The sequence below is a fragment of the Promicromonospora sp. Marseille-Q5078 genome, assembly GCF_050315395.1.
In the GTDB taxonomy this organism is placed as follows: Bacteria; Actinomycetota; Actinomycetes; order Actinomycetales; family Cellulomonadaceae; genus Isoptericola.
In genome coordinates this window covers 1,801,392-1,827,757 of sequence record NZ_JBNPQG010000001.1, presented here as the reverse complement: position 1 = coordinate 1,827,757, position 26,366 = coordinate 1,801,392, and the positions used below count along the sequence as shown (strand labels likewise).

Below are 26,366 nucleotides of genomic sequence, written 5' to 3'. Positions count from 1 at the left end.
CGGCGCTCAGACCCCGGCGGCGAGCGCGACCGCGGTCACCGCCACCACGACGGCCGCGGGGACCGGCAGCGACGCGACTCCCCCGCGCGCCACGACGAGGGACGCGAGCGCCGCCCCGACCGCGATCCCGCCGTTGAAGACGACGGGGATGAGCGCGGCCGCCGTGGACCGCCGCGCGGGTCCGCCGAGGCGCAGGATCAGGGTCTGGGCCAGGGGCGGCAGCGCGCCGGAGGCCACGCCCCAGAGCACGACGACGGCCGCGCCGAGCGCCGGGTGCACGTCGACCACCAGGAGCCCGAGCAGCGCGAGCGCCGTGCCGGCCGCGCTCACCGCGAGGGCGGGCGCGGTGCGTGCGCCGAACCGGCCGGCGAGCACCACGCCCAGCGCGGACGAGAGGCCGAACACCAGGAGCAGCGCGCTCACCCCGCCGGGCAGCGCGGCCGCCGGGGCCTCGACGATCCGCGTCACGTAGGTGTAGGCGCCGTAGTGCCCCACGAGCAGCACCCCGACGACCGCCGTGACCGCGATCATGGGCCCCGGCCCGGCGGGCGGTGCGGCGGGGCCGCCCTCGCCTCCCGGCTCGCCCTGCCGGACGTCCGCGGCCGCGGCCCGTGCGACGACGGCACGCACGAGGACGGCCACCACCAGGGTGAGCGCGGCGAGCCCGCCGAACGCCGCCCGCCAGCCGACGGCGCGGGCCACGAGGCTGGCGAGCGGGGTCCCGAGCACCATCCCGAGCGTGGCCCCGCCGAGCACGACGGCGATGGCGCGGGCCAGCAGGCGGTCGGGCACCAGCTCGGCGACGTGCGCGTTGGCGGTGGCCCACAGCAGGCCGACCGCGGCGGCCCCCGCGAGCCGCGCGCCGACCGCGACAGCGTAGGTCGGCGCGAGCGCGGTCGCCGCCGCGGAGGCGGCCAGGACGACGAGCGCGACGGCGATCACGGACCTGCGGTCCCGCCGGGCCACGAGGCGCACCAGCGGGAAGCTGGCGACCACCACGACGGCGGCCCAGACGGAGACGAGCAGGCCCGTGCGGGACTCGTCCACCCCGAGCCCCGCGCTCATCTGGGGCAGCACGGCGGTGGGCAGCATCTCGGCCGTGACCATCGTGAACGTGGCGGAGCCGAGCACCAGCAGGGACGGCCACGGGAGCGCCTTCGTGGAGGCTTCTGTCGTCATACCGTCGACGCTAGAGTTTGACATTGATGTCAATGTCAAGCGTGGCCCACGTCATAGCCGGCCGCGAGACGGGAGCGGTGCGATGAAGATCGGCGAGGTCGCCCGGCGCACGGGCGTGGTGCCGCGCCTGGTGCGCTACTACGAGCAGCAGGAGCTGCTGACGGCGGAGCGCGCAGCGAACGGCTACCGCACCTACACCGAGGCCGACGTGGAACGGGTGTCCCGCGTGGCGAGCATGGTGCGCGCGGGGATCCCGACCCGGCTCGTCAAGGTGCTGCTCGACATGGAGGAGACGGCCGCCGAGGACCACCCGACGTGCCCCCGCACCGTCGCGGAGCTCCTGGCCGCCGAGCTGGGCGGCATCGAGGACCGCCTCGCGTGCCTCACGCGCAGCCGCGACACCATCCGCGAGTTCCTCATGCGCACGGAGCACGCCGCCCTCGTGTCGGAGGCGGCGGCCGGCGTGGCGGTGAATGGCGCAGCGCGGTAGACGACGCGGGGCCGCCGACGTGTCGTCGGCGGCCCCGCGTGGACCCGTGCGCTCGCGCGCCCGGAGGGTCATTCGACCCCGAGCAGCACCTCGATCGCACGGGCGAAGAACCGGTCCACGGGCGCCTCGGCGTACCCGTCCGAGCCCTTGGCGCGGCCGAAGGTTGCCGAGCGGATCTCGGCGGACGTCAGCGGCTCCTGCCGGTCGAAGTACGCGACGAGGCGGTCGCACAGCGCGTCCACGTCGTCCGTGTCGTAGCCCTGCGCGCCGCGCTCGGCGGGGGCGAACTTCTCACCGTCGGGCCGCCCCAGACGTCCGTACATGGAGCGGGCACGGTCGGCCAGCGCGGCCATCCAGGCCTCCTGCCCGTGGGCCGCGACGTACTCGGCCCGCTGGCGCGCGATGAACGCCGCCTCCAGCCGGTCCAGCGCCGCGTCGACCTCGTGGGTGTCGTAGCCCCCGCGCACCAGGTCGAACGTCGACACCTGGATGTCGGCGTGCGACAACGGCTGCGCGGTGCGGCCCTCGTAGGCCTGCCGGGCGTGGTCGAAGAACTCCTCGACCTCCTCCCGCTCGTACCCGCTGCGCATCGCGGACACCGTGCTGAACAGTGCGCTCACTCGTCCTCCTCGGCCGCCAGCTGCCCGCAGGCGCCGTCGATGTCGCTCCCGCGGGTGTCACGGATCGTGGTGGGGATGCCGTGCCCGCGCAAGCGTGCCACAAACTCTTCCTCGACGGCACGGTCGCTCGCGGTCCAGATCGACCCGGGCGTGGGGTTGAGCGGGATGGGGTTCACGTGCACCCAGCCGCGCCCGCGGGCGTTGAGCTTCTCCCCCAGCAGGTCGGCGCGCCAGCCGTGGTCGTTCATGTCCTTGATGAGCGCGTACTCGATCGACACGCGCCGGCCCGTGACCTCGTAGTAGTGCCGGGCGGCGTCGATCGCCTCGTCGACGCTCCACCGGGTGTTGATCGGCACGAGCTCGCTGCGCAGGTCGTCGTCGGGTGCGTGCAGGCTCAGGGCGAGCGTCACGGGGATGCCCAGGTCGGCGAGCTTCAACATCGCCGGCACCAGGCCCACCGTGGACACGGTGATGTTGCGCGCCGACATGCCGAAGCCCTCGGGCTGCGGGGCCACCAGCGCCTTGACCGTCTCGATCACGGCGCGCGGGTTCGCCAGCGGTTCGCCCATGCCCATGAACACCAGGTTGTTCAGCCGCGTCGGGCCGCCGGGGATCTCGCCCGCGGCGAGCGACCGGTTCGCGGCCCGCACCTGCTCGAGGATCTCGGCCGTCGACAGGTTGCGCGTGAGGCCCAGCTGGCCGGTCGCGCAGAACGGGCAGGCCATGCCGCAGCCCGCCTGGGACGACACGCACAGGGTGGTGCGCTGCGGGTAGCGCATCAGCACCGACTCGACGCGCGCGTCGTCGAACAGGTGCCACAGCGTCTTGACCGTGGTGCCGCCGTCCGCCTCCAGCCGCCGGGTCGGGCGGATGAGCTGCGGGAACATGGTCGTCGCCATGGCCTCGCGGGTCGCCGCCGGCAGGTCCGTCATCTCCTCGGGGTCCGAGGTGTAGTGCTGGAAGTAGTGCGTCGCGAGCTGCTTGGCCCGGAACGGCTTCTCCCCCATGGCCTCCATCGAGGCCACCCGCTCGGCCGGCGTGAGGTCCGCGAAGTGCTTCGGCGGCTTGCCGCGGCGACGGGGCGCCATCTGCAGCGGCATGGGCGCGGTCTCGTCGCCCGGGCGGACCGCGGGGATCCCGAGGTCGGCGCCGGACGTCGCGGGACGGGCGGGGGTGGCAGGCATGGCGATTCCTTACAGGGCGGTCGACGGCGCCATGGTGAGCACGAGGTACACGAACGGGGCGGTGACGACCAGCGAGTCGAGGCGGTCCAGCACGCCCCCGTGACCCGGGAGCAGCGAACCCATGTCCTTCAATTCTAGGTCCCGCTTGATGAGCGACTCGGCGAGGTCGCCCACGGTGGCCGTGATCGCGGTGAGCACGCCGAGCACCACGCCGAGCAGCGGGCTGGCGTCGAGGGCGAGCACGGCGCCCGCGACGCCCACGGCCGTCGCGAGCACGACCGAGCCGGCCAGGCCCTCCCAGGTCTTCTTCGGGCTCACGGTGGGGGCCAGCGGGTGGCGCCCCATCGTCACCCCGGCGACGTAGCCGCCGGTGTCGTTCGCCACCGCGAGCAGGACGAACAGGGCCACCCGCAGCTCGCCGTCCGGCTGCGCGAGCAGCAGGAGCACGAACCCGGCGAGGAACGGCACGTACGTGGCCGCGAACACCGCGGCCGCGGAGTCCCGCAGGGCCTGCGGGCCCGGGCCGTCCAGCACCCGCCACACGACGACGGCGCCGACGGTCAGGACGTACGCGACCAGCAGCGCCTCCGGGCCCGACGTGTAGGCCGAGACCACCATCCCCGCCCCGCCGACGAGGAGCGGCAGCATCGGGAGGTGGATGTCACGCCGCGCGAAGGCCTGCCGCAGCTCCCAGAGCGCGGCGCCCACGGCGACCGCCGCGACCGCCACGAACGGCTCCGGCCGGAACCAGAGGGACGCGGCCACGCCGACGAGCAGGAGCACGCCGACGGTGATCGCCACGGGCAGGTTGCGGCCGGCGCGTGACGCGCTCGGGCCGACCGCCCCGCCGGTGGACGGATCGAGCGGGGACGCGTCCTCGCCCGGTTCGAGGGGATGGGTCACCATCAGACCTCGAGCAGCTCGCTCTCCTTGCCGGCGAGGAGCTGGTCGACCGCCTCGACGTGCTTCTTCGTCAGCGACTCCAGCTCCTTCTCGGCCCGGGCCACCTCGTCCTCGCCGGCCTCGCCGTCCTTGACGATGCGGTCCAGCTCCTCCTTGGCCTTGCGGCGGACGTTGCGCACGGAGATGCGGGCGTCCTCCGCCTTCGTCTTGGCCATCTTCACGTAGTCGCGGCGCCGCTCCTCGGTGAGGGCGGGCATCACGATGCGGATCGAGTTGCCGTCGTTGGACGGGTTGACGCCCAGGTCCGACTCGCGCAGCGCCTTCTCGATCGTCGTCATCGAGCCCTTGTCGAACGGGGAGATGAGCACCGTGCGCGCGTCCGGGATGTTGAACGACGCGAGCTGCTGCAGCGGCGTCGGGGCGCCGTAGTAGTCCACGGTGATCTTCGAGAACATGCCCGAGTTGGCGCGGCCCGTCCGGATCCCCGCGAACTCCTCCTTGGCGACCTCGATCGCCCTGTCCATCTTCTCCTCGGCCTCGAGGAGGGTGTCGTCGATCACCGGTGCTCCATTCTCGTCGTGATGCTCGTCGTGCTCGTGGTGTCGTGCTCGGCCGCGGGGACCACCGCCTCAGTGGGTGGTGACCAGCGTGCCAATCTTCTCGCCCAGCAGCGCGCGGGTCACGTTACCCGGCTCCTCGAGCCCGAACACGCGCATGCGCACGTCGTTGTCACGGCACAGGGACAGGGCGGTGGCGTCCATGACGTTCAGGCCGCGCACCAGCGCGTCCGTGTAGGTCAGGTGCTCGAGCCGCTGCGCGTCGGGGTCCGTGCGCGGGTCGGCCGAGTAGACCGCGTCCACGCCGTTCTTGCCCATGAGGACCTCGTCGCAGTGCGTCTCCAGCGCGCGCTGGACCGAGACCGTGTCCGTGGAGAAGTACGGCATGCCGGCGCCGGCGCCGAAGATCACGACGCGGCCCTTCTCCAGGTGCCGGATCGCGCGCAGCGGGATGTACGGCTCCGCCACCTGGCCCATGGTGATCGCGGTCTGGACACGTGTCTTCACGCCGTCCTGCTCCAGGAAGTCCTGCAGGGCGAGGCAGTTCATCACGGTGCCGAGCATGCCCATGTAGTCCGCCCGGGCGCGGTCCAGGCCGGCGCGCGAGAGCTCGGCGCCCCGGAAGAAGTTGCCGCCGCCGGAGACGATCGCCACCTGCACGCCCTGGCGCACCGCGTCGCCGATCTCCTGGGCGATGCGCCGCACGACGTCGGTCGCGAGGCCCACGTTGCCGCCGCCGAAGGTCTCGCCGGAGAGCTTGAGGAGCACCCGGCGGGCGGGCACGGGCTCGTCCGCGGTGATGGTCGGCTCGGTCTGGTTGGTCTCGGTCACGTGCGTCACCGTCGCTCTCTCGGTCTGTTCCGCATGCCCTGGGCATGTCCCGCGGCCGCCACGCTCGGCGTCACGGGCGAGGTCGGGCGTGCTCCACCCGGTGGTTCTGTGGTCACCCTCCGCGCATCCTGGCACCGGACGGCGGTTCCCGCCCCGTCAGCCGGGTGCGGGTGGGTATGCGACAGGCCCGACCGCACCGCGCACGGTGCGGTCGGGCCTGGACGCAGGCGGTGTCAGCTGCCGACGCGGAAGCGGACGAAGCCCAGCAGGGAGCCGCCGGTGGTGGCGACGTGCTTGGCGACCGTCGTCTTCGTGTCCTTCGCCAGCGGCTGGTCCACGAGCACGGCGTCCTTGAAGAAGCCGTTCAGGCGACCCTCGACGATCTTCGGCAGGGCGGCCTCGGGCTTGCCCTCGGCGATCGAGACCTCGCGGGCGATCTCGCGCTCCTTCTCGACGACGTCCGTCGGGACGTCCTCGCGGGACAGGAACCGCGGCGCCAGGGCCGCGATGTGCTGCGCGACGTCCTTGGCGACCGGCTCGGCCGCGTCGTCCGTGGCGACGAGCACGCCGATCGACGGCGGCAGGTCCTTGGCCGTCTTGTGCAGGTAGGTCGTCACCTTCGGGGCCTCGAGACGGGCCACGCGGCGCAGCACGACCTTCTCGCCCATCGTGGCGCCCTGGGCGGCGATGGTGTCGCCCACGGTGCCCTCGGCGGCCGGGGCGGCGAGCGCGGACTCGGCGTCCGTGGCCCCCGCGGCGGCGGCGGCCTCGAGGACCGTGTCGGCCAGCGCGATGAACTGCTCGTTCTTGACGACGAAGTCCGTCTCGGCGTCCAGCTCGATCATCGTGGCGACCTGGCCGGCGGCGGAGTCCTCGACCTTGACGGCCACGAGGCCCTCGGTGGTCGCGTTGCCCTCGCGCTTGGCGGCACGCGCCAGGCCCTTCTTGCGGATGATCTCGATGGCCTGCTCGGCGTTGCCGTCGGCCTCGTCGAGCGCCTTCTTGACGTCGAGCATGCCGGCCCCGGTGCGCTCGCGCAGCGCCTTGATGTCAGCGGCGGTGTAGTTCGCCATGGATGTCCTCCGTGCTGGTTCGAGATCCGCCCGGCCCCGGTCGGGGTGCCGGGCGGAAGGGGACGTGCGGTGGTCCGCGGGCCGGTCACACGACGGCGACCGGCCCGCGGGGCCTCACTCGGACTTCTCGGCGCCCTGCTCGGCCTCGGCGGCCGGCGTCTCCTCGGCGGCCGGGGCCTCCTCGGTCGCGACCTCGGCGGCGGGGGTCTCCTCGGCGGCGGCCTCGGCGGCCGGGGCCTCCTCGGCGGCGGGGGCCTCGGCCTGCGCAGCCTCGGCACCGGCCAGGAGCTCGCGCTCCCACTCGGCCAGCGGCTCGGCCTCGGTGGTCTCCGCGGCCTCGCCCTTCTTGCCGGAGTGGCGCTGCAGCAGGCCCTCGGCGGCGGCGTCCGCGATCACGCGGGTGAGCAGCGTGACGGAGCGGATCGCGTCGTCGTTGCCCGGGATCGCGTAGTCGACGTCGTCGGGGTCGCAGTTGGTGTCGAGGATCGCGACGACCGGGATGCCCAGCTTGCGCGCCTCGTTGACGGCCAGGTGCTCCTTGTTCGTGTCGACGATCCAGACCGCGGACGGCGTCTTGGCCATGTCGCGGATGCCGCCCAGCGTGCGGGCGAGCTTGTCCTTCTCGCGGCGCAGGACGAGGAGCTCCTTCTTCGTCAGCGCGGAGCCGGCGACGTCGTCGAAGTCGATCTCCTCGAGCTCCTTGAGGCGCTGGAGACGCTTGTGCACGGTGGTGAAGTTGGTGAGCATGCCACCGAGCCAGCGGTGGTTCACGTACGGCATGCCGACGCGGGCGGCCTGCTCGGCCACGGGCTCCTGCGCCTGCTTCTTGGTACCGACGAAGAGGATGCTGCCGCCGTGGGCGACGGTCTCCTTGACGAACTCGTAGGCGCGGTCGATGTACGACAGCGACTGCTGGAGGTCGACGATGTAGATGCCGTTGCGCTCGGTGAAGATGAACCGCTTCATCTTCGGGTTCCAACGGCGGGTCTGGTGTCCGAAGTGGACACCGCTCTCGAGGAGCTGGCGCATGGTCACGACGGCCATGACACGTCCTTTCGCCGCGTGCGCCGGATCCTCCGGGCTGCACGCGCGTCGGGCGACCGGCCTGCAGCGTGGGCAGGCGTGCGGTCGCGGTACTCGGTTCGTCGGTGACGGGCATCTGGCCCGGCACCCCTGGCGTCACGCCGGGTCGGCACCGCTCCCGGTCGCCCGGGCTCGGACCGCTGCCGACGCGGCCACGCCCTGCGGGCCGGCGGACCGGGACGCGGGGCGCGTACGTGACGCGCGATGTCGACCTGCTCGCGGCCGCTCCCCCGCCCGTCGGGCCCGCGGCACGTCGAGGACGACCGTGGGATTCCACCGGGAAGAGTGGGGAGCGAGGCACAAGCCGATCGCGGCACCAAGTCTACCCGACGCGGCGGGGGCGCTCGGCACCACCGAAAGACGCCCGGTGGGCCGCCCTCGCGGGCACCGGTCGCGACGCCGCGTGCACCGTCCTGGCCGCCCGGACGCTGCCCCCAGGGAGCTCGCGTCCACAGGCCTGCGAAGCGGGACGTACTCGCGCCGCGCACACCGCGAGCATGACGCCATGACCGACTCGACATCGCCCCCGGCCGCCCTCCCGCCGGCTCCGCGAGCTTCCGCACGTGGTCGCGCCGGTGCGTGCACGAGGGTCCTCGCGACGGCGCTCGCGATGCTGCTCGCCGGCATGCTCGCCGTCGGGGCGGGCCTCGGCGGGCTCGCCCCCGCCCTGGCGGCCGACGGTGACGCGGCTCTCGACCCGTCGGTCCAGGCGCCGGCCGACGGATGGCAGCGCCCCGTCCCGGGCGACGTCGTGCACCCGTTCGACCCGCCTGCCGAGAACTGGCTGGCCGGCCATCGCGGCGTCGACCTTGCCAGCGGTCCAGGAGAGCAGGTCCGGTCGCCCGCCGCCGGGACCGTCTCGTTCGCCGGCCAGGTCGCAGGCAAGCCCGTCGTCGTGGTCACGCACGCCGACGGGCTGCGCTCCACCTTCGAACCCGTGACCGCGGCCGTCGGTCGTGGCGACGCCGTGGGCCCGGGCGACGTCGTGGGCGCCCTCGCCGGCACGCCGGGCCACTGCGCCCCTGCGGGCTGCCTGCACTGGGGCGTCCTGCGCGGCGACGTCTACCTCGACCCGCTCGCGCTGCTCGGGGCGGCGGCACCGATCGTGCTGCTTCCGGGAGGCCCCTGACCGCCGGCCCCCGGCCAGCTGTCCCGCACCCGTGACCTGCCCGACGACCGGCCCGACGACCGGCCCGACGACCGGCCCGGTGCACGGCACGGTCGCACGGGCAGGGTCTCAGGCGCGGGGGAACGCCTGCACGAACACCTTTCGCAGGCGCTCGTCGTCCACGTGCGTGTAGCGCTGCGTGGTGCCGAGGTCGGAGTGACCGAGCACCTCCTGCACCGAGCGCAGGTCGGAGCCGCCCTGGAGCAGGTGCGTGGCCGCGGAGTGCCGTAGCGCGTGGGGCGCGACGTCCTCGACGCCGGCCTGCGCCGCCAGCGCGTGCACGGCGTCACGCACCTGGCGCTGCCCCCACCTCCCGCCGCGTGCGCCGAGCAGGAGGGCCGCGCCCGACGACGGCCGCACCAGGGCGGGGCGCCCGTGGGCCAACCACTCGGCGACCGCGCGGGCCGCCGGGACCCCGAACGGTACGACCCGCTCCTTGCCCCCCTTGCCGAGCACGCGCACGAGGCGCTCCGTGAGGTCGACCGCCGGCACGTCCACCTGGACCAGCTCGCCGACGCGGATACCGCTCCCGTACAGGAGCTCCGCGGCGGCCCACGCGCGCAGCGCGACCGGCCGGTCGTCGGGCTCTGCCGAGTGCGCCGCCTCGCGGGCGGTGTCGAGCAGCGCCGACGCCGCGTCCGCGCTCAGCACGGTGGGGAGTGTGCGGGGCACCTTCGGGCTCGCGAGACGCGCGGTGGGGTCGGCCGAGATCAGTCCCACCCGGTAGGCCCAGCGCAGGAACGTGCGCGCGGCCGCGCCGCGCCGCGCGATGGTCGCACGGGCCAAGCCCCGTTCCGTCTGCGTGGCGAGCCACCCGCGCAGCACGCCGACGTCGACCCCCGAGAGCCCCTCGGCCCCGTGCCGCACGGCGTACCGCAGCAGCGACCCGACGTCGGCCCGATAGGCACGGCGCGTGTGATCCGAGTGCCCCCGTTGCACGGCCAGATACTCGTCGAAACGTGTGAGCGCCTCGTCGAGCGGCGCCGGCAGCGGCGGCAGGTCCGGATCGGTGTCCATCCAGGTCAGTGTGCCCCTCGGGCACCGGACGACCCGTGAGGGCGGCGCGCGTGTCGAGCTCGTCGCCGGTCCCACACCACCGGGCGCGCGGGACTCGGGTGCACGGGACTCGGGTGCGCGCCGGTGCAGGCGGCCCGGGTCGGTCACGCGCCCGACGGACGGCTCCTCGGCCGCACCGGCCGCCCCGTCCCCCGGCTCCACCTGCCGCCCGCCTGCCCGACGAGCCCGGCCTGCTCCAGCGACCCGAGCCCGGCCAGCGTCTCCGCGGCCGAGAGCCCCGCTGCCCGGGCGAGGGAGTCCAGCGCGGCGGAGGCCCGCGCGGGCAGCGCGTCCCACACCTGCCGCGGACGCTCGCCGAGGGCGTCCACCTCGGCCGGACGGCCCCCGCGGGGTGCGCGCGCGCCGCCACGGCCCGCCGAGACCACCGACCCCGGGTCGACCGGCGGGGGCGCGGCCGCGGCGTCGAACGGACCCGCGAGCTCCGCCACCTCGGCGGCGTCGGTCACGCACACTGCGGCCCCGTCGCGCAGGAGCAGGTGGCACCCGGTCGACGTCGCCGACGTCACGGGCCCCGGCACGGCTCCCAGCGGGCGCAGCAGGCGGGCCGCGTGCCGCGCCGTGGACAGGGCACCCGACCGCCACGCGGCCTCCACCACGACCGTCGCGCACGACGCCGCGGCGATGAGCCGGTTGCGTGCGAGGAACCGCTGCCTGAAGGGTGCCGAACCCGGCGGCACCTCGCTCACCACCGCGCCCGCGCCGTCGGCCAGGCGGCGCAGCAGGTCCTGGTTGCCCGGCGGGTAGAAGCGGTCGACGCCCCCGGCGAGCACCGCGACGGTGGGCGCACCGCCGGCGACGGCGCCCCGATGGGCCGCCGCGTCGACGCCGTACGCGCCGCCCGACACCACCGTGAAGCCCCGGTCGGCCAGGCCCGCGGCCATGTCGGCCGCCACGTGCTCCCCGTAGGCGCTGGAGGCGCGGGCGCCGACCAGCGCGACGGACCGCTCCGCGAGCGCCGCCAGGTCGGGCTCGCCACGGACCCAGAGGGCGAACGGCTCCTCCGGCCCGAGGTCGGAGAGGCGCGCCGGCCAGCGCGGGTCGTCGGGGACGAGCAGCACGCCCCCGAACCGGTCGAGCACGCGCAGCTCGCGCCGGGGGTCCAGACGGTCCAGGCGTGGCGCCCACCGGGCGACCGCCTCCATCAGCCGGTCGCCCGCGACCTCGGTGCCGAGCGGCTCCAGCGCCGACCCGCGCAGGGCCCTCGCCGGGTCCCGGACCGCGTCGACGAGCCAGGCGAGGGCCTCGGCCGGCCCGAGGTGGGACACGAGGGTGCCCGCGACCACGTCGCCGGGCTCCACGAGCCTGCTCCAGGCCGCGCGGGCGAGCACGGGGTCCGCGACGTCGAAGGACACGGCCCCCGCCCCCGGGAGCGCGACCACGGTCGGTTCAGCCATGGTGGCCCCTGGTGCGCATCGTCACGGCCGTGGAGACGTCGTCGGCCGTCGGGGCGTCCCGCCCGCCCAGGTCGGCGACAGTCCAGGCGATCCGCAGCACCCGGTCGGCGCCGCGCAGGCTCAGCACCCCGCGGTCGACCATCCGTTCGATCGGCCCGAGGACGTCCCCGCCGCCCGACCGCTCACGCAGCCATCGCCCCGGCACCTCGGCGTTCGTCGACCACGGTGTGCCGGCCAGCCGAGCGCGCGCCGCCGCGCGCGCCACCGCGACGCGGCGGGCCACGGCGTCCGACGACTCCCCCGACGCCCGCGCCGTGCGCTCGGCGCGGGTCACCGGCAGCACGTCCACCTGGAGGTCCACCCGGTCGAGCAGAGGGCCGGAGAGCCGGCCGAAGTACCGGCGCTTCGCGGTGGGGGTACAGGCACAGTCGAGCCCCTTGTTGACCGACGCCATCCCGCACGGGCAGGGGTTCGCCGCCAGCACCAGCTGGAACCTCGCGGGGTAGCGAGCGGCTCCGCCGGAGCGGTGCAGCACCAGCTCCCCCTGCTCGAGCGGCTGCCGCAGGGTCTCCAGCACACGGGAGGGGAACTCGGGCGCCTCGTCGAGCAGCAGCACGCCCCGGTGCGCCCGGGAGACGGCGCCGGGCCTGGCCAGACCGCTGCCGCCCCCGACGATGGCCGCCGGGGTGGCGGTGTGGTGCGGGTCCTCGAAGGGCGGCCTCGTCAGCAGGCCGTTCCCCGGGTCGAACGTGCCGGCCACCGAGTGCACCGAGGTCACCTCGACCGCCTCCGCGGGGGTGAGGTCGGGGAGGATGCCCGGCAGCCGCGCGGCCAGCATGGTCTTCCCGGCCCCCGGCGGCCCCACGAGCATCAGGTGGTGCCCGCCCGCGGCCGCGATCTCCAGCGCCACCCGCGCCTGCGCCTGGCCGACCACCTCGGCCAGGTCACCGGGCTCGCGACGCGCCACGGCCTGCCGGGCGGGGCGCACGGGGTCGAGCACCGGCACGTCCGCGAGCTCGCCACCGTGCAGCAGCACCACCTCCGCCAACGTCGCGGCCGCGTGCACCCGCGCCCCCGGCACCAGGCGCGCCTCGTCCGCGTCGGCGACCGCCACCACGACGTCGGCGCAGCCCGCCTCGACGGCCGCGGCGACCGCCGGTAGCACGCCCCGCACCGGCTGGAGCCGGCCGTCCAGGCCGAGCTCGGCCAGGTGCACGACGCGCTCCAGACCGGCGGCGGGCACCACGCGGTCCCCGGCGAGGACGGCGACCGCGATCGCGACGTCGAACGACGACCCCGACTTCCGCAGCGACGCAGGTGAGAGGTTGACCGTGATCTTCCGGTGGGGCCACTTGATGCCCGTGGAGAGCACGGCGGCCCGCACCCGCTCGCGCGACTCGTGCAGCGCCGCGTCGGGCAGCCCGACCAGGGTGAACCCGGGGACGGACGCCGCGAGCTGGGCCTGCACCTCCACCACGTGCCCGGTGAGCCCGGTCAGCGCGACCGCCGCCGTCGTCCCGAGCCCCATCAGAGCACCCCCACCAGGTGCTCGACCTCGGCGGCACCGGACCGCGGGAGCACCACGGCCACGACGTCCACCCGCACCTCGCGGCAGCGCACGGCGGGATGCTCGGCGAGCCACTGCCCGGTGAGCCGCCGGATGCGGGCGAGCTTCGCGGCCGTGACCGCCTCCGCGGGGTGCCCGAACGCGGTGCCCCGGCGCGTCTTCACCTCGATCGCGACGAGCACGGCCCCGTCGAGGGCGACGAGGTCCAGCTCCCCGCCGGCCCCGCGCCAGTTGCGCTCCAGCACCTCGAGGCCGCTCGCCTCCACGTGGCGCGCGGCCACCCGTTCCCCGTACCGCCCGACGGCGTCCTTCGCCCGCATCGAACCACCTCCGCGGGAAGCCTCGCCCCTGGCGGGGCGGCCGCGGTGGCGGTGTCGGCGAGCTGTGGACGGGCGCGACCTGGGGGCAGCGTCAGGGCGGCGTCACGCCGCGCGACGGCGTGGCTACAGCGCGAGCTCGGCCTTCGCCAGCTCCTCCACGTTGACGTCCTTGAACGTCACGACGCGCACGGACTTCACGAACCGTGCCGAGCGGTAGACGTCCCACACCCAGGCGTCGGCCAGGCGGAGCTCGAAGTAGACCTCCCCGGCCGCGGAGCGCACCTGGAGGTCCACCTGGTTGGCGAGGTAGAACCGCCGCTCCGTCTCGACGACGTACGAGAACAGCCCCACCACGTCTCGGTACTCGCGGTAGAGCGCGAGCTCCATCTCGGTCTCGTAGTTCTCGAGGTCTTCGGCGCTCACGTGGTCATCATCCCATCGACCAGGCCGGGGTCGAGGGTGGCGGCCGTGGGCGCGCCGCCGTCCCCCGCCGGGCCCTCGTCGGCGAGCGCTCGCAGGTTCCACGAGCGTCGGTGCTGCGGCGTCGGCCCGTGCCGGCGCAGCGCGTCCAGGTGCGCCGGCGCCGAGTAGCCCTTGTTCTGGTCCCAGGCGAACGCCGGGTACTGGCGCGCGAGCCGCACGAGGAGCCCGTCGCGTTCCACCTTGGCGAGCACGCTCGCGGCGGCGACGGAGGAGCACTGCAGGTCCGCCTTCACGAGGGTGCGGACCGCGGGCTGGGGCACGTCGGGACCGAGCACGGGGTCGAGGGCCGCCGCCTCGAACAAGTCGACCTCGCCGCGGCTCAGCCAGTCGTGCGAGCCGTCGAGCAGCACCACGTCCACGTCGCCGCAGGTGCGGCGCACCTGGGCGAGGGCCCGGCGACCGGCGAGACGCAGCGCGGCCACGATGCCGTGCGCGTCGATCTCCGCGGGGCCCGCGTGACCGACCGCCCACGCGACGCCCCACCGCTGCAGCTGGGGCACCATCGCGACGCGAGCCGCCGGGGTGAGGAGCTTCGAGTCGGTCAGCCCCTGGGGCGCGGTGCGGGTGGCGGCGTCCACGACCACGACGCCGACGCTCACCGGACCGGCGAGCGCCCCGCGGCCCACCTCGTCCATGCCGGCCACCAGGCGGGCGCCGCCGGTGAGCAGCGCCCTCTCCTGGCGCAGCGTCGGGCTCTTGCGCTGCTTCGCCCCGCTCGCGGCGCGGCGCCGCGGTGGCGTCGGACGGCGGACCGTCTCCGGCTCGGGCGTCACGCGGGCCGGCTGCCCCGAGTCCTGCTCGACGAGCGAGGTCACGGCTCCGGCACCTTCGCGAAGACGTCACCGGGGTTGCGCAGCAGGGTGGCGTCGCCCAGCGGCCAGACGGTGGCGAACGCGGACCCGACCACGTTGTCGATCGGGACGAACCCGCCGCCCGGCTTGCTGGTGTTGTAGCGCGAGTCCTGCGAGTTCTGGCGGTTGTCCCCCATGACGAACAGCATGCCCTCGGGCACGACCGTGTCGAACGGGTCCTGGCTCGGCACGGAGCCCGGCCTGATGTACGACTCCTCGTCGATCGGCTCGCCGTTGATGCTCACGCGGCCCTGGTCGTCGCAGCAGGTCACGTGGTCGCCCGGCGTGCCGACGACGCGCTTGATGAGGTGGTCGCCGGTCTCCTGCGGGAGCAGGCCCACGAAGGTCAGGACGTTCGTCACGGCCTGCCCGACCGGCGTGCGCTCCGGCGGCTCGTACGGGGGCAGCCAGCCGCCCGGGTCCTTGAACACCACGATGTCGCCGCGGTGCACGTCGAACACGTCCGGCACCATGCGCGAGACCATGACGCGGTCCCCGATCTCCAGGGTGTCCTCCATCGACCCGCTGGGGATGTAGAACGCCTGCACGAGGAACGTCTTGATCAGCCACGACAGGACCAGTGCGCTCACCACGATGATCGCCGTCTCCCGCAGGACCCCGAGCCCGCGGCTCGGCGTCGGCGCAGAGGCGGCGTTCCCGGAGCCGACCACCGCGTCGAAGCCCTCGGGCCCGGCGCCCGCGCCCTCGTCGGCGTGGCGGTGGGGTCGGGGCTCGTGCGCACTGGGCCGGTCGGTCACGGGATCGGAGTCTGCCACGCCCTCACTCTTTCACTCGCCACCGTCCACGGCGAAACCGCGCGCCCTCCCCCGTGAGCACGACGGACGGGCGGCCCTGCCGTGGCAGGACCGCCCGTCCGGGGCGCGGTGCGCGTCAGCGCGACGTGGTGCGTGGCGCCACGTCGCGGTGCCTCACTTGGCGGTGGGCGTCTCGCGCTTCTCGCGGATCTTCGCCTTCTTGCCGCGCAGGTTGCGCAGGTAGTACAGCTTGGCGCGGCGGACGACGCCGCGCGAGACGACCTCGACCGAGTCGATGGTCGGGGCGTGCAGGGGGAACGTCCGCTCCACGCCGACGCCGAAGCTGATCTTGCGGACGGTGAACGTCTCGCGGACGCCGCCGCCCTGGCGCGCGATGACGATGCCCTGGAACGCCTGGACGCGAGAGCGGTTGCCCTCGACGACCTTGACGTTGACCTTGACGGTGTCGCCGGCGCGGAAGTCCGGGACGTCGGAGCGCAGCGAGGCTGCGTCGACGGAGTCGAGCGTGTGCATGATTCTCTCTCCGCCCTGCCACAGGTCAGGAACAAGATCGTGGCGCGCCCGCGGCGCGCGGTGTCTGACGTTTCGGGTGGTGCGTCGACTCCTCGACCGGACGGGCTGACCAGCAACCCGCCGTGACCTCCCCTGTGGCAGAGGCCGGGTCGGCGAAACACACCAGCACCCTATTCTGCCACAGGTTCCGCCGCGGCCCCCGCCGGGAGCTCCGTCGGGGGCTCCGCCGTCGTCGACCGCAGCCGCCCGTCCTGCACCTGCCAGCCGAGATCGGCGAGCACGGCGAGGTCTGCCTTGTCGAGCGAGGCCACGTCGAGCGCGGCCACCATGTCCGGTCGACGCGCCGCGGTGCGCTCCAGCGCCAGGTCCCGCCGCCAGCGCTCGATCCGCGCGTGGTGCCCGGACAGCAGGATCTCCGGCACCTCCAGGTCCTCCCAGGAGGGCGGCTTGGTGTACACGGGGTACTCCAGGAGGCCGGCCGCTCCGTGCGACTCCTCGACCAGCGAGTGCGGGTTGCCGACGACCCCCGGCAGCAGGCGCCCGAACGCCTCGATCATCACGAGCGCCGCGACCTCGCCGCCGTTGAGCACGTAGTCGCCGATGGACAGCTCGCTCACCCGGTGGCCGGCAGCGCGGGCACGATCGGCGACCCGCGCGTCGATGCCCTCGTAGCGGCCGCACGCGATGACCACCTGCTCCTCGAGCGCCAGCGCCTCCGCGTGCCGCTGCGTGAAGACCTCGCCGGACGGTGTCGGGATCACCAGGTGCCCGCCGCCGTCCGCCGGCAGCACGTCGTCGAGGGCACGCCCCCACACGTCGGGCCGCATGACCATGCCCGCTCCCCCGCCGAACGGGGTGTCGTCCACGGTGCGGTGCCGGTCGGTGGTCCAGTCCCGCAGGTCGTGCACCCGCAGGTCGAGCAGCCCGGCCCTGCGCGCCTTGCCGACCAGGGAGAGGTCGAGGGCGGCGAGGTAGTCGGGGAAGATCGACAGGACGTCGACGCGCACGTCAGGCCTCGTCCGCGGTCTCGGCGGGCCCGTCCTGCGCGGGTCGGTCGACGACGACGGCCTCGGCGTCGCGGGCGAGCAGTCCCCCGGGCGGCGTCAGGACGACCCGCCCTCCGGGCACGTCGACCACGGGCACGATCGCACGGACGAACGGGACGAGGGTGCGCTCCCCGCCCGGCTCGCGCACGACGAGCGCGTCGTGCGCCGGCAGGTGCTCGAGCCCGACGACCTCGCCCACGACGACGCCGTCCTCGAGCTCGGCGCGCAGACCCTGCAGCTCGTGCGGGTACCAGGCGTCGTCCTCGTCCGAGTCGTCCGCCTCGACGACGATCTCGACGCCGCGCAGCGCCTCGGCGGCCGTGCGGTCCGCGACCCCCGCGAACGACAGGAGCCAGCGGCCCTGGTGCACGCGCGCGCCGGTCACGGTCAGCGGCCCCGCGGACGGCGGATCGGTCGCCAGGGTGAGGCCGACCGCCAGCCGGTCCTCGGGGTTGTCGGTGCGCAGGTCGAGACCGACCTCGCCGCGGAGCCCGTGCGCACGCCCGACGCGTGCCACCACCAGCTGCATGTCTCTCCCGTCTCGATCTCTCTCGAGGGACCCACCACCGGTCCCAGCATGCACTGCCGCAGACGACGAGGCCCGGCCCCCCGGTCGTGATGACCTGTGGGGACCGGGCCTCGTCGACGCTGCGGCAGCGGGTGCGGCGGGCGTCAGCGCCGGTCGACGTCCACGACGTCGACCCGCACGGGGCCGTCCGTCGCGAGCGCGCCGACGACGGTGCGCAGAGCCTTCGCCGTCCGTCCGCCCCGGCCGATCACGCGGCCGAGGTCTTCGGGGTGCACCCGCACCTCGAGCAGGTCGCCCCGGCGCTGCGTCCGCGAGGCCACCTGGACGTCGTCCGGGTGGTCCACGATGCCGCGCACCAGGTGCTCGAGGGCCTCGGCGAGCATCAGGCCTCGGCCTCAGCCTCGGTGGCCTCGGCCGCCGGCTGCTCGGACTTCTTCTCGGCAGCCTTCGCCTTGGCCTTCTCGGCCTCGGCGGCGACGGCCTCGATCGCGGCGGCGCTGTCGGCCTTCGCGGCCTTGGTCCTCAGGGTGCCCTCGGCACCCGGGAGGCCCTTGAACTTCTGCCAGTCGCCGGTGATCTTGAGCAGCGCGGCGACCTGCTCGGTCGGCTGCGCGCCGACGCCGAGCCAGTACTGCGCCCGCTCGGACTTGATCTCGATGAACGACGGCTCCTCGGTCGGGTGGTACTTCCCGATCTCCTCGATGACGCGACCATCGCGCTTGGAGCGCGAGTCCGCCACGACGACGCGGTAGTACGGGGCCCGGATCTTGCCGAGACGCTTCAGACGAATCTTGACGGCCACTTGGGTGGTGTCTCCTGGTTCTGGTGGGGCGACCTTGCGCGCTGCCGGGTGGGGTCCTGGCGGCGCATGAGGTCAGGACACGGTCTGCACAGGTGAGAGGGGCCTGGGCACACCGAGTACCCGCCCATTGTGCCAGACCCCGGCGGCAGGCTCCAACACCGCGCGCGGGCCTCGCGGGAGGCCGGCGGCTCAGCCGCGCACGACCTGGCCCCGCAGCACGACGGCGGTCGGGTGGCGCAGCACCTCGATGTCCTCGCGCGGGTCGGCGGGGTACACCACGAGGTCCGCGCTCGAGCCCTCGACGAGCGCGCCGAAGCCGAGCAGCTCGCGGGCCCGCCAGGTCGCCATCGCCACGACGTCGGCCGCGGGGATGCCCGCCGCGACCAGCTCGGCGCACTCGTCGACGACCCGCCCGTGCGCGAGGGTCCCGCCCGCGTCGGTGCCGACGAGCAGGGGGACGCCGGCCTCGTGCAGGTCGCGGACGTGCTCGTGGCGGCGGGCATGCATGCGCCGCATGCGCGCCGCGTACACCGGGTACCGGTCCTCGGCCTGCCGGGCGATCTCCTCGAACCGGGCCACCTGGAGCAGCGTGGGCGTCACCGGGATGCGGCGGGCCGCGACCTCGTCCAGCAGCGCGCCCACGACGCCGGTGCCGTGCTCGATGCCGTCCACCCCGGCGGCGAGGAGATCAGCGACGACCTCCTCGGAGAACGCGTGCACCGTGACGCGCGCCGCCTCGGCGTGCGCGGCCGCCACCGCCTCGGCGAGGACGTCGCGCGGCCACAGCGGCCGCAGGTCGCCGAGGTCACGGTCGATCCAGTCGCCGACCAGCTTGACCCAGCCGTCCGCCCCGCGCGCCTGCGCACCCACGGCCGCCGGGAGCTGCGCGACGTCGTCGAGCTCCAGGCCGAAGTCGCGCAGGTAGCGCCTGGGCCGGGCCAGGTGCCGGCCGGCGCGCACCAGGCGCGGCAGGTCCGGTCGGTCCTGCACCCACGAGGTGTCGACGGGCGAGCCGGCGTCGCGGATCAGCAGGACGCCGGAGTCGCGGTCGGCGAGCGCCTGGGCCTCCGCCGTCTCCTGGTCGACCGGCCCCCCGGGGCCGAGGCCCACGTGGCAGTGCACGTCGACGAGGCCGGGCAGCACCCAGCCGTCGAGCTCGCGGGTGGCGCTGCCCTGCGGCGAGGGCCGCGTCAGGCTGACGCGTCCGTCGCGCACCCACATCTCGCCGACGTCGCGGTCCTGCCCGAGCAGGACGTGGCCGGTGACGTGCAGCGGGACGTGCGGGGCTGACATGGTCGAAGGCTACCGAGTCGGGGGCCGGCCGGGCGCTGCCGACCGGCCTCGGGTCAGCGGCCGCCGAGCAGCTTGTCGAAGCCGTCCGGCAGCTGGAGCTTCGACAGGTCCTGCTCGTCCGGCTCCGCGCCGCCGCCCATGCCGAAGGCCGAGCCGGGGGCCGACGGCTTCGCCGCGGGGCCGCCACCCAGGGCGCGCTGCATCGCCTCGCGCTCCTGCTGGGCCCGCTTGGCGGGGTTGCCGGACTTGCCCTTCTTCTTCTGGACCGGGGCCTGCTTGCCGCGCGACTTCTTGCCGCCGCCCGGCATGCCGGGCATCCCGGGGACGCCGCCGGGCATGCCAGGCATGCCGCCGCCCTTGCTCATCTGGCGCATCATCTTCTGCGCCTGCGTGAACCGCTCGAGGAGCTGGTTGACCGCCGTCGTCGTCTGGCCCGAGCCGCGGGCGATGCGCGCCCTGCGCGACCCGTTGATGAGCTTGGGGTTGTCGCGCTCGGCCGGCGTCATCGACTGGATGAGTGCCTGGACGCGGTCGACCTCGCGCTCGTCGAAGTTCTCGAGCTGCTCGCGCATCTGCCCCATGCCCGGCATCATCCCGAGCATCTTCTTCATCGAGCCGAGCTTCTTCATCTGCTGCATCTGCACCAGGAAGTCGGAGAGGGTGAAGTCTTCGCCCTTCTCCACCTTGGCCGCCATCTTGGCGGCCTCGTCGGCGTCGAACGCCTTCTCGGCCTGCTCGATGAGGGTGAGCACGTCACCCATGTCGAGGATGCGCGAGGCCATGCGGTCGGGGTGGAAGACCTCGAAGTCGGTGAGCTTCTCGCCCGTGGAGGCGAACATGATCGGCCGGCCGGTGATCGTGGCCACCGACAGCGCGGCACCACCGCGGGCGTCGCCGTCCAGCTTCGACAGCACGACGCCGGTGAAGTCGACGCCCTCCTCGAACGCCTTCGCCGTGGCGACGGCGTCCTGACCGATCATCGCGTCGATGACGAACAGGACCTCGTCCGGCTGCACGGCGTCGCGGATGTCCGCGGCCTGTTGCATGAGGACGTGGTCGACGCCGAGGCGGCCGGCGGTGTCGACGATGACGACGTCGTGCTGCTTGGTCTTCGCCTCCGCGACGCCGTCGCGGGCCACGCCCACGGGGTCGCCGATGACGGCCTCGGTCTCGGCGCCCTGGTTGCCCGGGTGCGGGGCGAACACGGGCACGCCCGCGCGCTCGGCGACGACGGACAGCTGGGTGACGGCGTTCGGGCGCTGGAGGTCGGCCGCGACCAGCAGCGGCGTGTGCCCCTGCTCCTTGAGCGCCAGCGCGAGCTTCCCGGCCAGCGTGGTCTTGCCGGCGCCCTGGAGGCCGGCGAGCATGATGACCGTCGGCGGCGTCTTGGCGAACTGCAACGGGCGGGTCTGGCCGCCGAGGATCGCGACGAGCTCGTCGTTGACGATCTTGACGACCTGCTGCGCCGGGTTCAGCGCGCCCGACACCTCGGCGGACAGCGCGCGCTCGCGCACCGCGGCGGTGAACTCGCGCACGACGGGGACCGCCACGTCGGCGTCGAGCAGCGCCCGGCGGATCTCGCGCACGGTCGCGTCGATGTCCGCCTCGGAGAGCCGGCCCCGCCCGCGGAGGTTCTTGAACGTCGCGGTGAGCCGGTCCGACAGGGAGTTGAACACCAGGCAGGTCCTTAAGGGAAGTCTCGATGGGTGCGGCTACCTACCCTACCGGTCGCCGGCGAGCGCTCGGCGGGCCCGCCCGGTGAGGTCGTCCACCAGGCTCGCGCGCCACGCGGTCCAGCCCGCGGGCCCCAGCGACGACGCGTCCGCCTCGGTGAGCGCGCGCACCGTCTCGAGCAGGTCGGCGCGGTGCTCGAGCGCGTCGAGCAGCTCCGCCACCGTGGCCGGGTCCTCGAGGTCGGCCGTCGTCGCCAGCCGCGAGAGCGTGAGGTGGTGGCGCACCACCACCTCGACGTCGTGCGCGACCGCGTCCCCGAACCCCGCGCGCCGCACGACCCCCGGCGCGAGCCGCGCCCCCTCGACGGAGTGGTCGGTGCTGATCGCGCCGCGCCGCTTGCCGATGTCGTGCAGGAGCGCGGAGAGCAGCAGCAGCTCGGACGGCGCGGGCGCGACGCCCGCCTCGGCGGCGACCTGCCGCCGCACCTTCGCGGCGCGGGCCGCGGTCTCCACGAGGTGCCGGTCCACCGTGTGCCGGTGGACGGCCGCCCGCTGGGGGCGGTTGCGCACCCCGGCCCACTCCGGGATCCAGGTGGTGACGACGCCCGCGAGGTCGAGCGCCTCCCAGACCGGCACCTGGGCCGGGCCCGCGCCGAGCACCGTCAGCAGGGCCGTGCGCGCGTGCGCCGGCCACGGCTCGGGCGGCGGCGGGCACTGCGCCAACGAGTGCACGGTCACGGGCGAGAGGACGAGCCCCGTGCGCGCCGCGGTGGCCGCCGCCCGGAGGGAGAGCAGCGGGTCCTCCGCCGGCTGCGCACCCACGGCCAGCACCAGCTCGCCGTCGTGCTCCACGAGCCCGTCGCCCACCGAGCGCAGCCGCGGAGCGGACCGCCGGCCGCGGACGACGACGGGGCGACGCACCGCGGGGCGCTGCAGGGCCTGACGGGCCCGGCGCACGGTCGAGTCCAGCGCGTAGGAGATCTCGCGGCCGGCCTCGGCAAGGCTGGCGAGCAGCTCGTCGGGGTCGTCGTGGCCGCACCGCTCGGCGACCTCGTCGAGGTCGGCCAGCAGCAGCCGGGTGGACCGGCGCCGCGTCACGACGTGCACCGTGTCGCGCACGTCCAGCAGGTGCGCGTACGCCCGGTCGACCCGCCCGTGCGGTCGGTCGGTGAGCCAGGTGGCCGCCAGCGCCGACAGGAGCACCGCGTCGCGGATGCCGCCGCGCGACTCCTTGAGGTCCGGCTCGATGAGGTAGGCGAGCTCGCCCGCGCGCTCGGCGCGGTCGCGGGCGCTGTGCAGCAGCTCCGGCAGGCGGCGGCGGGACGCCGAGCGCCAGTCGGTGAGGATCGCGGAGGCCGCCCGGTGCACGACGACGGCGTCGCCCGCGATCGGGCGCACGTCGAGCCAGCCGACGGCGGCCGGGAGGTCGGTGGAGGCGAGCCGGCGGGTCTGGCTCAGGGAGCGCACCGCGTGGTCGATGTCGACGCCCGAGTCCCACAGCGGGTACCACAGGGCGTCGGCGACGCGGGCGAGCTCGTCGGGCTTGTGGGTGCGGCCGTCGTGCACGAGCACGAGGTCGAGGTCGGACAGCGGGCCGAGCTCGCCCCGGCCCAGGCTGCCGACCGCGGCCAGCGCGATGCCCGCCGGGTCGACGTCGGCCGTGGCCGCCTCGAACAGCGGCGTGACCCGGTCGGTGACGAGCTGTTGCAGGGCGGTCCGGCGCGCGACGCCCGACCGCCCGGGACCCGTGAGCCCGTCGGCGGTGGCGAGCAGGTCCGCGCGCAGGGCGCCGACCGTGACGCGCGGGCCCCGCACCCCGGTGTCCGGGGTGCGGGGCCCGACCTCGACCGGCGCGGCGTCCGACAGGCCGTCAGGCAGGTCGTCCGGCACGGTCAGAGAGCCGCGTCGCCGTGCTCGCCGGTGCGCACGCGCACCACGTCGTCGAGCGCCGTCGTCCACACCTTGCCGTCGCCGATCCGCCCGGTCTGGGCGGCCTTGACGACGACGTCCACGACGGTGGGCGCGTCCTCGTCCGCGACGAGCACCTCCACGCGCACCTTCGGGACCAGGTCCACCGTGTACTCCGCGCCGCGGTACACCTCGGTGTGGCCCTTCTGGCGGCCGTAGCCGCTGGCCTCGCTGACCGTCATGCCGCGGATGCCGGCGGCCTCGAGCGCGGACTTCACGTCGTCCAGGCGGTGGGGCTGGATGACTCCGGTGACGAGCTTCATGCGCGGATCTCCTTTGCGACCGAACCCTGCTGGATCGTCTCGTACGCCGACTCGCTGTGCACGGCCAGGTCGATGCCGCCGACCTCGGCCTCCTCGCTGATCCGCCAGCCCATGGTGGCCTTGAGGATCAGGGCGATGATCGTCGTCATCACGAGGGAGAAGACGACCGCGATCACGGCGATGATCACCTGGACGGCCAGCTGCGCCGCGCCGCCGCCGTAGAACAGGCCCGTCTCGGTGGCGAGAAAGCCGATGGAGACGGTGCCCCACAGGCCGGCGACGAGGTGGACGCCCACGACGTCGAGCGAGTCGTCGAAGCCCAGCTTGTACTTGAGGCCCACGGCGAGAGCGGAGAGCACGCCGGCCACGGCCCCGAGGACGAGCGCACCGACCGGGCTCACCGCGCCGGCGGCCGGGGTGATCGCGACGAGACCCGCCACGACGCCGGACGCGCCGCCGAGCGAGGTGGCGCTGCCGTCCCGGATCTTCTCGGTGACGAGCCAGGCGAGCATCGCGGCCGCGGTGGCGGACGTCGTGTTGACCCAGGCCAGGCCCGCGGTCTCGTTGGCCCCGAACGCCGAGCCGGCGTTGAACCCGAACCAGCCGAACCACAGCAGGGCCGCGCCGAGCATGACCATCGTGAGGTTGTGCGGGCGCATCGGCTCGGTGCCGAAGCCCTTGCGCTTGCCGACCACGATCGCCAGCACGAGGGCCGCCGCACCGGCGTTGATGTGCACCACGGTGCCGCCGGCGAAGTCGATCGGCGCCGCGATGCTCCCGAACGGGCCGTCGGCGGAGAGCAGGCCGCCGCCCCAGACCATGTGGGCCATCGGGAAGTAGACGAAGGTGGCCCAGACACCGGCGAAGACCATCCAGGTGCCGAACTTGACGCGGTCGGCGATCGCGCCGGAGATGAGGGCGACGGTGATGATCGCGAACGTGACCTGGAACGCCACGTCGATGACCTGCGGGTAGTTGCCCAGCGGGCTCACGACCGCGGCGCCCGCGTCGTCGAAGAGGGTCCCGCTCAGCCCGAACTGCTCGAACGGGTTACCGACGACCCCGCCGACGTCCGAGCCGTAGGACATCGACCAGCCCCACAGCACGTAGATCACGCCGACGACGCCGATGGCGCCGAACGACATCATCATCATGTTCAGTACCGACTTGCCGCGCACCATGCCGCCGTAGAACAGCGCCAGGCCGGGCGTCATGAGGAGCACGAGCGATGCCGATGTCAGCATCCACGCAGCGGCCCCGGTGTCCCATTCCATGGTGATCTCCCCTCGCCAGCCCGGGCGGCTGGTCGGGGTCCACCGTCTCGACGGCCCGTTTCCCCCGCGCACTGGTTGCGTTACGCGGCGGTGACAAGGTCGTCCCCGATGTAAACGTTCTGTTGCCGCGTCTCGGCACGCGGGACGGAGCGCGATCCTGTGACCAAGCCGTGATCCGGGTCACGGCTCGGCGGGCGTGCTCAGCCGAGCAGGCCGTCGACGAACTGCTCGGGGTCGAACGGCGCCAGGTCGTCCGGCCCCTCCCCCAGCCCCACGAGCTTCACCGGGACGCCCAGCTCGCGCTGCACGGCGACGACGATGCCGCCGCGGGCGGTGCCGTCGAGCTTGGTCAGCACGATGCCCGTGACGCCCGCGACCTCGCCGAACACGCGGGCCTGGTTGAGGCCGTTCTGGCCCGTGGTGGCGTCCAGCACGAGCAGCACCTCGGCGAGCGGGGCCTCGCGCGTGATGACGCGCGTGATCTTGCCGAGCTCGTCCATGAGCCCCGCCTTGTTCTGCAGGCGGCCGGCGGTGTCGACGAGGACGACGTCCGTGCCGTCCGCGCTCCCCCGCTTCACGGCGTCGAAGGCGACGGCGGCGGGGTCGGCCCCGTCGCGGTCGGCGCGGACGGTCTCGACCCCCACGCGGGCGCCCCACGTCTGGAGCTGGTCGGCCGCGGCGGCGCGGAAGGTGTCGGCGGCCCCGAGCACGACGGTGCGGTCCTCGGCGACCAGGACGCGCGCGAGCTTGCCGACCGTCGTCGTCTTGCCCGTGCCGTTGACCCCCACGACCAGCACGACCGCGGGCAGTCGCGTGCCGTCCGCGCCGACCGGTCCGGTGGTGGCGACCTCGCGGTCCAGCGACGGGTCGACGACCTTGAGCAGCTCCTCGCGCAGCAGGTCGCGCACCGTCTTCGGGTCGCGCACGCCGAGCACGCGCACGCGGGTGCGCAGGGCGTCGAGCAGCTCCTCGGCGGGGCCGGCGCCGATGTCGGCGAGCAGCAGCGTCTCCTCGAGCTCGTCCCAGTCGTCCTCGGTGAGGTGGTCGCGGGAGAGCACGCTGAGCAGGCGCGCGCCGAACGGCGAGCCGGACCGCGCGAGCCGGTCGCGCAGGCGCACCATGCGGCCCGCCACCGGCTCGGGGGTCTCCAGCGCGGGCGCCGCCGGCTCCGCCGTCGCAGGCTCGGAGGCGGGCCCGCCCGCCGCTTCCGGCGCTGTCCCGGGCTCGGCCGCGCGCCCACCCTCGACGGGCGGGGCGACCGTCGTCGCGCCCTCGCCGCGGCGTCGCCGCGACCGCGGGACGAGCAGGGCGGCGCCGCCGCCGACCACGACGACGACACCGAGAAGGATCCAGAGCCAGAGGAGATCAGTCACGCGCACAGTCTCCCAGAACCGCGCGACCGCGCCGCCCGGCGAGGGTCGTCGGGCGGCGCGTCATCGGGCGCCGGCC

The 26,366-nt window shown here is 74.6% G+C and carries 28 protein-coding genes; 2 read left to right on the top strand and 26 right to left on the bottom strand.

The genetic code is table 11. From position 1 onward, the window contains the following. Positions 1 to 6: 6 nt before the first annotated feature. The gene (locus ACQFYA_RS08485) at positions 7 to 1,179 is read right to left on the bottom strand and encodes an MFS transporter (RefSeq protein WP_499123007.1); all 1,173 of its coding nucleotides are present in this window, start codon (positions 1,177 to 1,179) and stop codon (positions 7 to 9) included. Between the two features lie 82 nt (positions 1,180 to 1,261). On the opposite strand from ACQFYA_RS08485, the gene ACQFYA_RS08480 reads away from it, so the two are divergent. Further along, positions 1,262 to 1,669: a MerR family transcriptional regulator gene (locus ACQFYA_RS08480; protein ID WP_499123005.1), complete on the top strand. Its 408-nt coding sequence runs from the start codon at positions 1,262 to 1,264 to the stop codon at positions 1,667 to 1,669. Between the two features lie 68 nt (positions 1,670 to 1,737). On the opposite strand, the gene ACQFYA_RS08475 is transcribed toward ACQFYA_RS08480, so the two are convergent. The 7 genes from ACQFYA_RS08475 to rpsB all read right to left on the bottom strand — a co-directional run bounded on the left by ACQFYA_RS08475 (position 1,738) and on the right by rpsB (position 7,881). Beyond that, positions 1,738 to 2,289, bottom strand: coding sequence for a DivIVA domain-containing protein (locus tag ACQFYA_RS08475; RefSeq protein ID WP_499123002.1), 552 nt, complete (start codon positions 2,287 to 2,289; stop codon positions 1,738 to 1,740). Beyond that, positions 2,286 to 3,473 (bottom strand): dual-specificity RNA methyltransferase RlmN, encoded by a 1,188-nt coding sequence (gene rlmN / locus ACQFYA_RS08470; protein WP_499123000.1) that lies wholly within the window; start codon positions 3,471 to 3,473, stop codon positions 2,286 to 2,288. Before rlmN ends, ACQFYA_RS08475 begins: the two co-directional genes overlap by 4 nt. A 9-nt stretch (positions 3,474 to 3,482) precedes the next feature. After that, positions 3,483 to 4,379, bottom strand: a complete 897-nt coding sequence (locus ACQFYA_RS08465; RefSeq protein ID WP_499122999.1) for a phosphatidate cytidylyltransferase — start codon at positions 4,377 to 4,379, stop codon at positions 3,483 to 3,485. Continuing rightward, positions 4,379 to 4,936: a ribosome recycling factor gene (gene frr / locus ACQFYA_RS08460; RefSeq protein ID WP_499122997.1), complete on the bottom strand. Its 558-nt coding sequence runs from the start codon at positions 4,934 to 4,936 to the stop codon at positions 4,379 to 4,381. The genes ACQFYA_RS08465 and frr overlap by 1 nt, the downstream gene beginning before the upstream one ends. A 69-nt stretch (positions 4,937 to 5,005) precedes the next feature. Beyond that, on the bottom strand, positions 5,006 to 5,764 hold the full coding sequence (gene pyrH / locus ACQFYA_RS08455; protein WP_499127480.1) for a UMP kinase: 759 nt from the start codon (positions 5,762 to 5,764) through the stop codon (positions 5,006 to 5,008). Between the two features lie 233 nt (positions 5,765 to 5,997). Next, positions 5,998 to 6,837, bottom strand: a complete 840-nt coding sequence (tsf, locus tag ACQFYA_RS08450) for a translation elongation factor Ts (RefSeq protein WP_499122996.1) — start codon at positions 6,835 to 6,837, stop codon at positions 5,998 to 6,000. A gap of 114 nt (positions 6,838 to 6,951) precedes the next feature. Then, positions 6,952 to 7,881: a 30S ribosomal protein S2 gene (rpsB, locus tag ACQFYA_RS08445; RefSeq protein ID WP_499122993.1), complete on the bottom strand. Its 930-nt coding sequence runs from the start codon at positions 7,879 to 7,881 to the stop codon at positions 6,952 to 6,954. 544 nt (positions 7,882 to 8,425) lie between these two features. On the opposite strand from rpsB, the gene ACQFYA_RS08440 reads away from it, so the two are divergent. Then, positions 8,426 to 9,049 (top strand): murein hydrolase activator EnvC family protein, encoded by a 624-nt coding sequence (locus ACQFYA_RS08440; RefSeq protein WP_499122991.1) that lies wholly within the window; start codon positions 8,426 to 8,428, stop codon positions 9,047 to 9,049. Positions 9,050 to 9,157: 108 nt separating this feature from the next. On the opposite strand, the gene ACQFYA_RS08435 is transcribed toward ACQFYA_RS08440, so the two are convergent. The 18 genes from ACQFYA_RS08435 to ftsY form a co-directional block, all read right to left on the bottom strand. Beyond that, the gene (locus ACQFYA_RS08435; protein WP_499122988.1) at positions 9,158 to 10,105 is read right to left on the bottom strand and encodes a tyrosine recombinase XerC; all 948 of its coding nucleotides are present in this window, start codon (positions 10,103 to 10,105) and stop codon (positions 9,158 to 9,160) included. Positions 10,106 to 10,248: 143 nt separating this feature from the next. Continuing rightward, the gene (gene dprA / locus ACQFYA_RS08430; protein ID WP_499122986.1) at positions 10,249 to 11,559 is read right to left on the bottom strand and encodes a DNA-processing protein DprA; all 1,311 of its coding nucleotides are present in this window, start codon (positions 11,557 to 11,559) and stop codon (positions 10,249 to 10,251) included. Then, positions 11,552 to 13,087 carry a YifB family Mg chelatase-like AAA ATPase gene (locus tag ACQFYA_RS08425; RefSeq protein WP_499122985.1) on the bottom strand — a complete coding sequence of 512 codons (1,536 nt, stop codon included), beginning with the start codon at positions 13,085 to 13,087 and terminating at the stop codon, positions 11,552 to 11,554. The genes dprA and ACQFYA_RS08425 overlap by 8 nt, the downstream gene beginning before the upstream one ends. Continuing rightward, positions 13,087 to 13,446, bottom strand: a complete 360-nt coding sequence (locus ACQFYA_RS08420) for a YraN family protein (RefSeq protein WP_499122982.1) — start codon at positions 13,444 to 13,446, stop codon at positions 13,087 to 13,089. The genes ACQFYA_RS08425 and ACQFYA_RS08420 overlap by 1 nt, the downstream gene beginning before the upstream one ends. Positions 13,447 to 13,569: 123 nt before the next feature. Beyond that, positions 13,570 to 13,869, bottom strand: a complete 300-nt coding sequence (locus ACQFYA_RS08415) for a DUF2469 domain-containing protein (protein ID WP_013838354.1) — start codon at positions 13,867 to 13,869, stop codon at positions 13,570 to 13,572. Further along, a complete protein-coding gene (gene rnhB / locus ACQFYA_RS08410) occupies positions 13,866 to 14,615 on the bottom strand; it encodes a ribonuclease HII (RefSeq protein ID WP_499127479.1) in 750 nt (249 codons plus the stop codon). The genes ACQFYA_RS08415 and rnhB overlap by 4 nt, the downstream gene beginning before the upstream one ends. Before the next feature lie 125 nt (positions 14,616 to 14,740). Further along, positions 14,741 to 15,556, bottom strand: a complete 816-nt coding sequence (gene lepB / locus ACQFYA_RS08405) for a signal peptidase I (RefSeq protein ID WP_499122980.1) — start codon at positions 15,554 to 15,556, stop codon at positions 14,741 to 14,743. 153 nt (positions 15,557 to 15,709) lie between these two features. After that, complete coding sequence (gene rplS, locus ACQFYA_RS08400; protein ID WP_499122978.1) at positions 15,710 to 16,069, bottom strand: 50S ribosomal protein L19; 360 nt, start codon at positions 16,067 to 16,069, stop codon at positions 15,710 to 15,712. A 170-nt stretch (positions 16,070 to 16,239) separates the two neighbouring features. After that, complete coding sequence (gene trmD / locus ACQFYA_RS08395) at positions 16,240 to 17,076, bottom strand: tRNA (guanosine(37)-N1)-methyltransferase TrmD (RefSeq protein ID WP_499122975.1); 837 nt, start codon at positions 17,074 to 17,076, stop codon at positions 16,240 to 16,242. Position 17,077: 1 nt separating this feature from the next. Continuing rightward, positions 17,078 to 17,644 carry a ribosome maturation factor RimM gene (rimM, locus tag ACQFYA_RS08390; protein WP_499122974.1) on the bottom strand — a complete coding sequence of 189 codons (567 nt, stop codon included), beginning with the start codon at positions 17,642 to 17,644 and terminating at the stop codon, positions 17,078 to 17,080. A 143-nt stretch (positions 17,645 to 17,787) separates the two neighbouring features. Continuing rightward, entirely contained in the window at positions 17,788 to 18,027 is a 240-nt protein-coding gene (locus ACQFYA_RS08385; protein WP_499122971.1) for an RNA-binding protein, read from the bottom strand. Continuing rightward, positions 18,027 to 18,446, bottom strand: coding sequence for a 30S ribosomal protein S16 (rpsP, locus tag ACQFYA_RS08380; protein ID WP_499122969.1), 420 nt, complete (start codon positions 18,444 to 18,446; stop codon positions 18,027 to 18,029). Before rpsP ends, ACQFYA_RS08385 begins: the two co-directional genes overlap by 1 nt. 189 nt (positions 18,447 to 18,635) lie before the next feature. Continuing rightward, a complete protein-coding gene (locus ACQFYA_RS08375; protein WP_499122965.1) occupies positions 18,636 to 19,739 on the bottom strand; it encodes an amidohydrolase family protein in 1,104 nt (367 codons plus the stop codon). Positions 19,740 to 19,792: 53 nt separating this feature from the next. After that, a complete protein-coding gene (ffh, locus tag ACQFYA_RS08370; RefSeq protein WP_499122963.1) occupies positions 19,793 to 21,415 on the bottom strand; it encodes a signal recognition particle protein in 1,623 nt (540 codons plus the stop codon). Between the two features lie 45 nt (positions 21,416 to 21,460). Next, the gene (locus ACQFYA_RS08365; protein WP_499122962.1) at positions 21,461 to 23,302 is read right to left on the bottom strand and encodes a [protein-PII] uridylyltransferase family protein; all 1,842 of its coding nucleotides are present in this window, start codon (positions 23,300 to 23,302) and stop codon (positions 21,461 to 21,463) included. Between the two features lie 2 nt (positions 23,303 to 23,304). After that, complete coding sequence (locus tag ACQFYA_RS08360) at positions 23,305 to 23,643, bottom strand: P-II family nitrogen regulator (RefSeq protein WP_079576166.1); 339 nt, start codon at positions 23,641 to 23,643, stop codon at positions 23,305 to 23,307. Beyond that, positions 23,640 to 24,917 carry an ammonium transporter gene (locus tag ACQFYA_RS08355; RefSeq protein ID WP_499122960.1) on the bottom strand — a complete coding sequence of 426 codons (1,278 nt, stop codon included), beginning with the start codon at positions 24,915 to 24,917 and terminating at the stop codon, positions 23,640 to 23,642. Before ACQFYA_RS08355 ends, ACQFYA_RS08360 begins: the two co-directional genes overlap by 4 nt. 200 nt (positions 24,918 to 25,117) lie before the next feature. Continuing rightward, the gene (gene ftsY, locus ACQFYA_RS08350; protein WP_499122959.1) at positions 25,118 to 26,290 is read right to left on the bottom strand and encodes a signal recognition particle-docking protein FtsY; all 1,173 of its coding nucleotides are present in this window, start codon (positions 26,288 to 26,290) and stop codon (positions 25,118 to 25,120) included. Positions 26,291 to 26,366: the final 76 nt, after the last annotated feature.

What these genes read in the sequence shown, in the direction of transcription:
- ACQFYA_RS08485 (WP_499123007.1), bottom strand. Translation starts at nt 1,179, where the DNA reads ATGACGACAGAAGCCTCCACGAAGGCGCTCCCGTGGCCGTCCCTGCTG.
- ACQFYA_RS08480 (WP_499123005.1), top strand. Translation starts at nt 1,262, where the DNA reads ATGAAGATCGGCGAGGTCGCCCGGCGCACGGGCGTGGTGCCGCGCCTG.
- rlmN (WP_499123000.1), bottom strand. Translation starts at nt 3,473, where the DNA reads ATGCCTGCCACCCCCGCCCGTCCCGCGACGTCCGGCGCCGACCTCGGG.
- ACQFYA_RS08465 (WP_499122999.1), bottom strand. Translation starts at nt 4,379, where the DNA reads ATGGTGACCCATCCCCTCGAACCGGGCGAGGACGCGTCCCCGCTCGAT.
- tsf (WP_499122996.1), bottom strand. Translation starts at nt 6,837, where the DNA reads ATGGCGAACTACACCGCCGCTGACATCAAGGCGCTGCGCGAGCGCACC.
- rpsB (WP_499122993.1), bottom strand. Translation starts at nt 7,881, where the DNA reads ATGGCCGTCGTGACCATGCGCCAGCTCCTCGAGAGCGGTGTCCACTTC.
- ACQFYA_RS08440 (WP_499122991.1), top strand. Translation starts at nt 8,426, where the DNA reads ATGACCGACTCGACATCGCCCCCGGCCGCCCTCCCGCCGGCTCCGCGA.
- ACQFYA_RS08435 (WP_499122988.1), bottom strand. Translation starts at nt 10,105, where the DNA reads ATGGACACCGATCCGGACCTGCCGCCGCTGCCGGCGCCGCTCGACGAG.
- dprA (WP_499122986.1), bottom strand. Translation starts at nt 11,559, where the DNA reads ATGGCTGAACCGACCGTGGTCGCGCTCCCGGGGGCGGGGGCCGTGTCC.
- ACQFYA_RS08425 (WP_499122985.1), bottom strand. Translation starts at nt 13,087, where the DNA reads ATGGGGCTCGGGACGACGGCGGCGGTCGCGCTGACCGGGCTCACCGGG.
- ACQFYA_RS08420 (WP_499122982.1), bottom strand. Translation starts at nt 13,446, where the DNA reads ATGCGGGCGAAGGACGCCGTCGGGCGGTACGGGGAACGGGTGGCCGCG.
- rplS (WP_499122978.1), bottom strand. Translation starts at nt 16,069, where the DNA reads ATGCACACGCTCGACTCCGTCGACGCAGCCTCGCTGCGCTCCGACGTC.
- rimM (WP_499122974.1), bottom strand. Translation starts at nt 17,644, where the DNA reads ATGCAGCTGGTGGTGGCACGCGTCGGGCGTGCGCACGGGCTCCGCGGC.
- ACQFYA_RS08385 (WP_499122971.1), bottom strand. Translation starts at nt 18,027, where the DNA reads ATGCTCGCCGAGGCCCTCGAGCACCTGGTGCGCGGCATCGTGGACCAC.
- ACQFYA_RS08375 (WP_499122965.1), bottom strand. Translation starts at nt 19,739, where the DNA reads ATGTCAGCCCCGCACGTCCCGCTGCACGTCACCGGCCACGTCCTGCTC.
- ACQFYA_RS08360 (WP_079576166.1), bottom strand. Translation starts at nt 23,643, where the DNA reads ATGAAGCTCGTCACCGGAGTCATCCAGCCCCACCGCCTGGACGACGTG.
- ACQFYA_RS08355 (WP_499122960.1), bottom strand. Translation starts at nt 24,917, where the DNA reads ATGGAATGGGACACCGGGGCCGCTGCGTGGATGCTGACATCGGCATCG.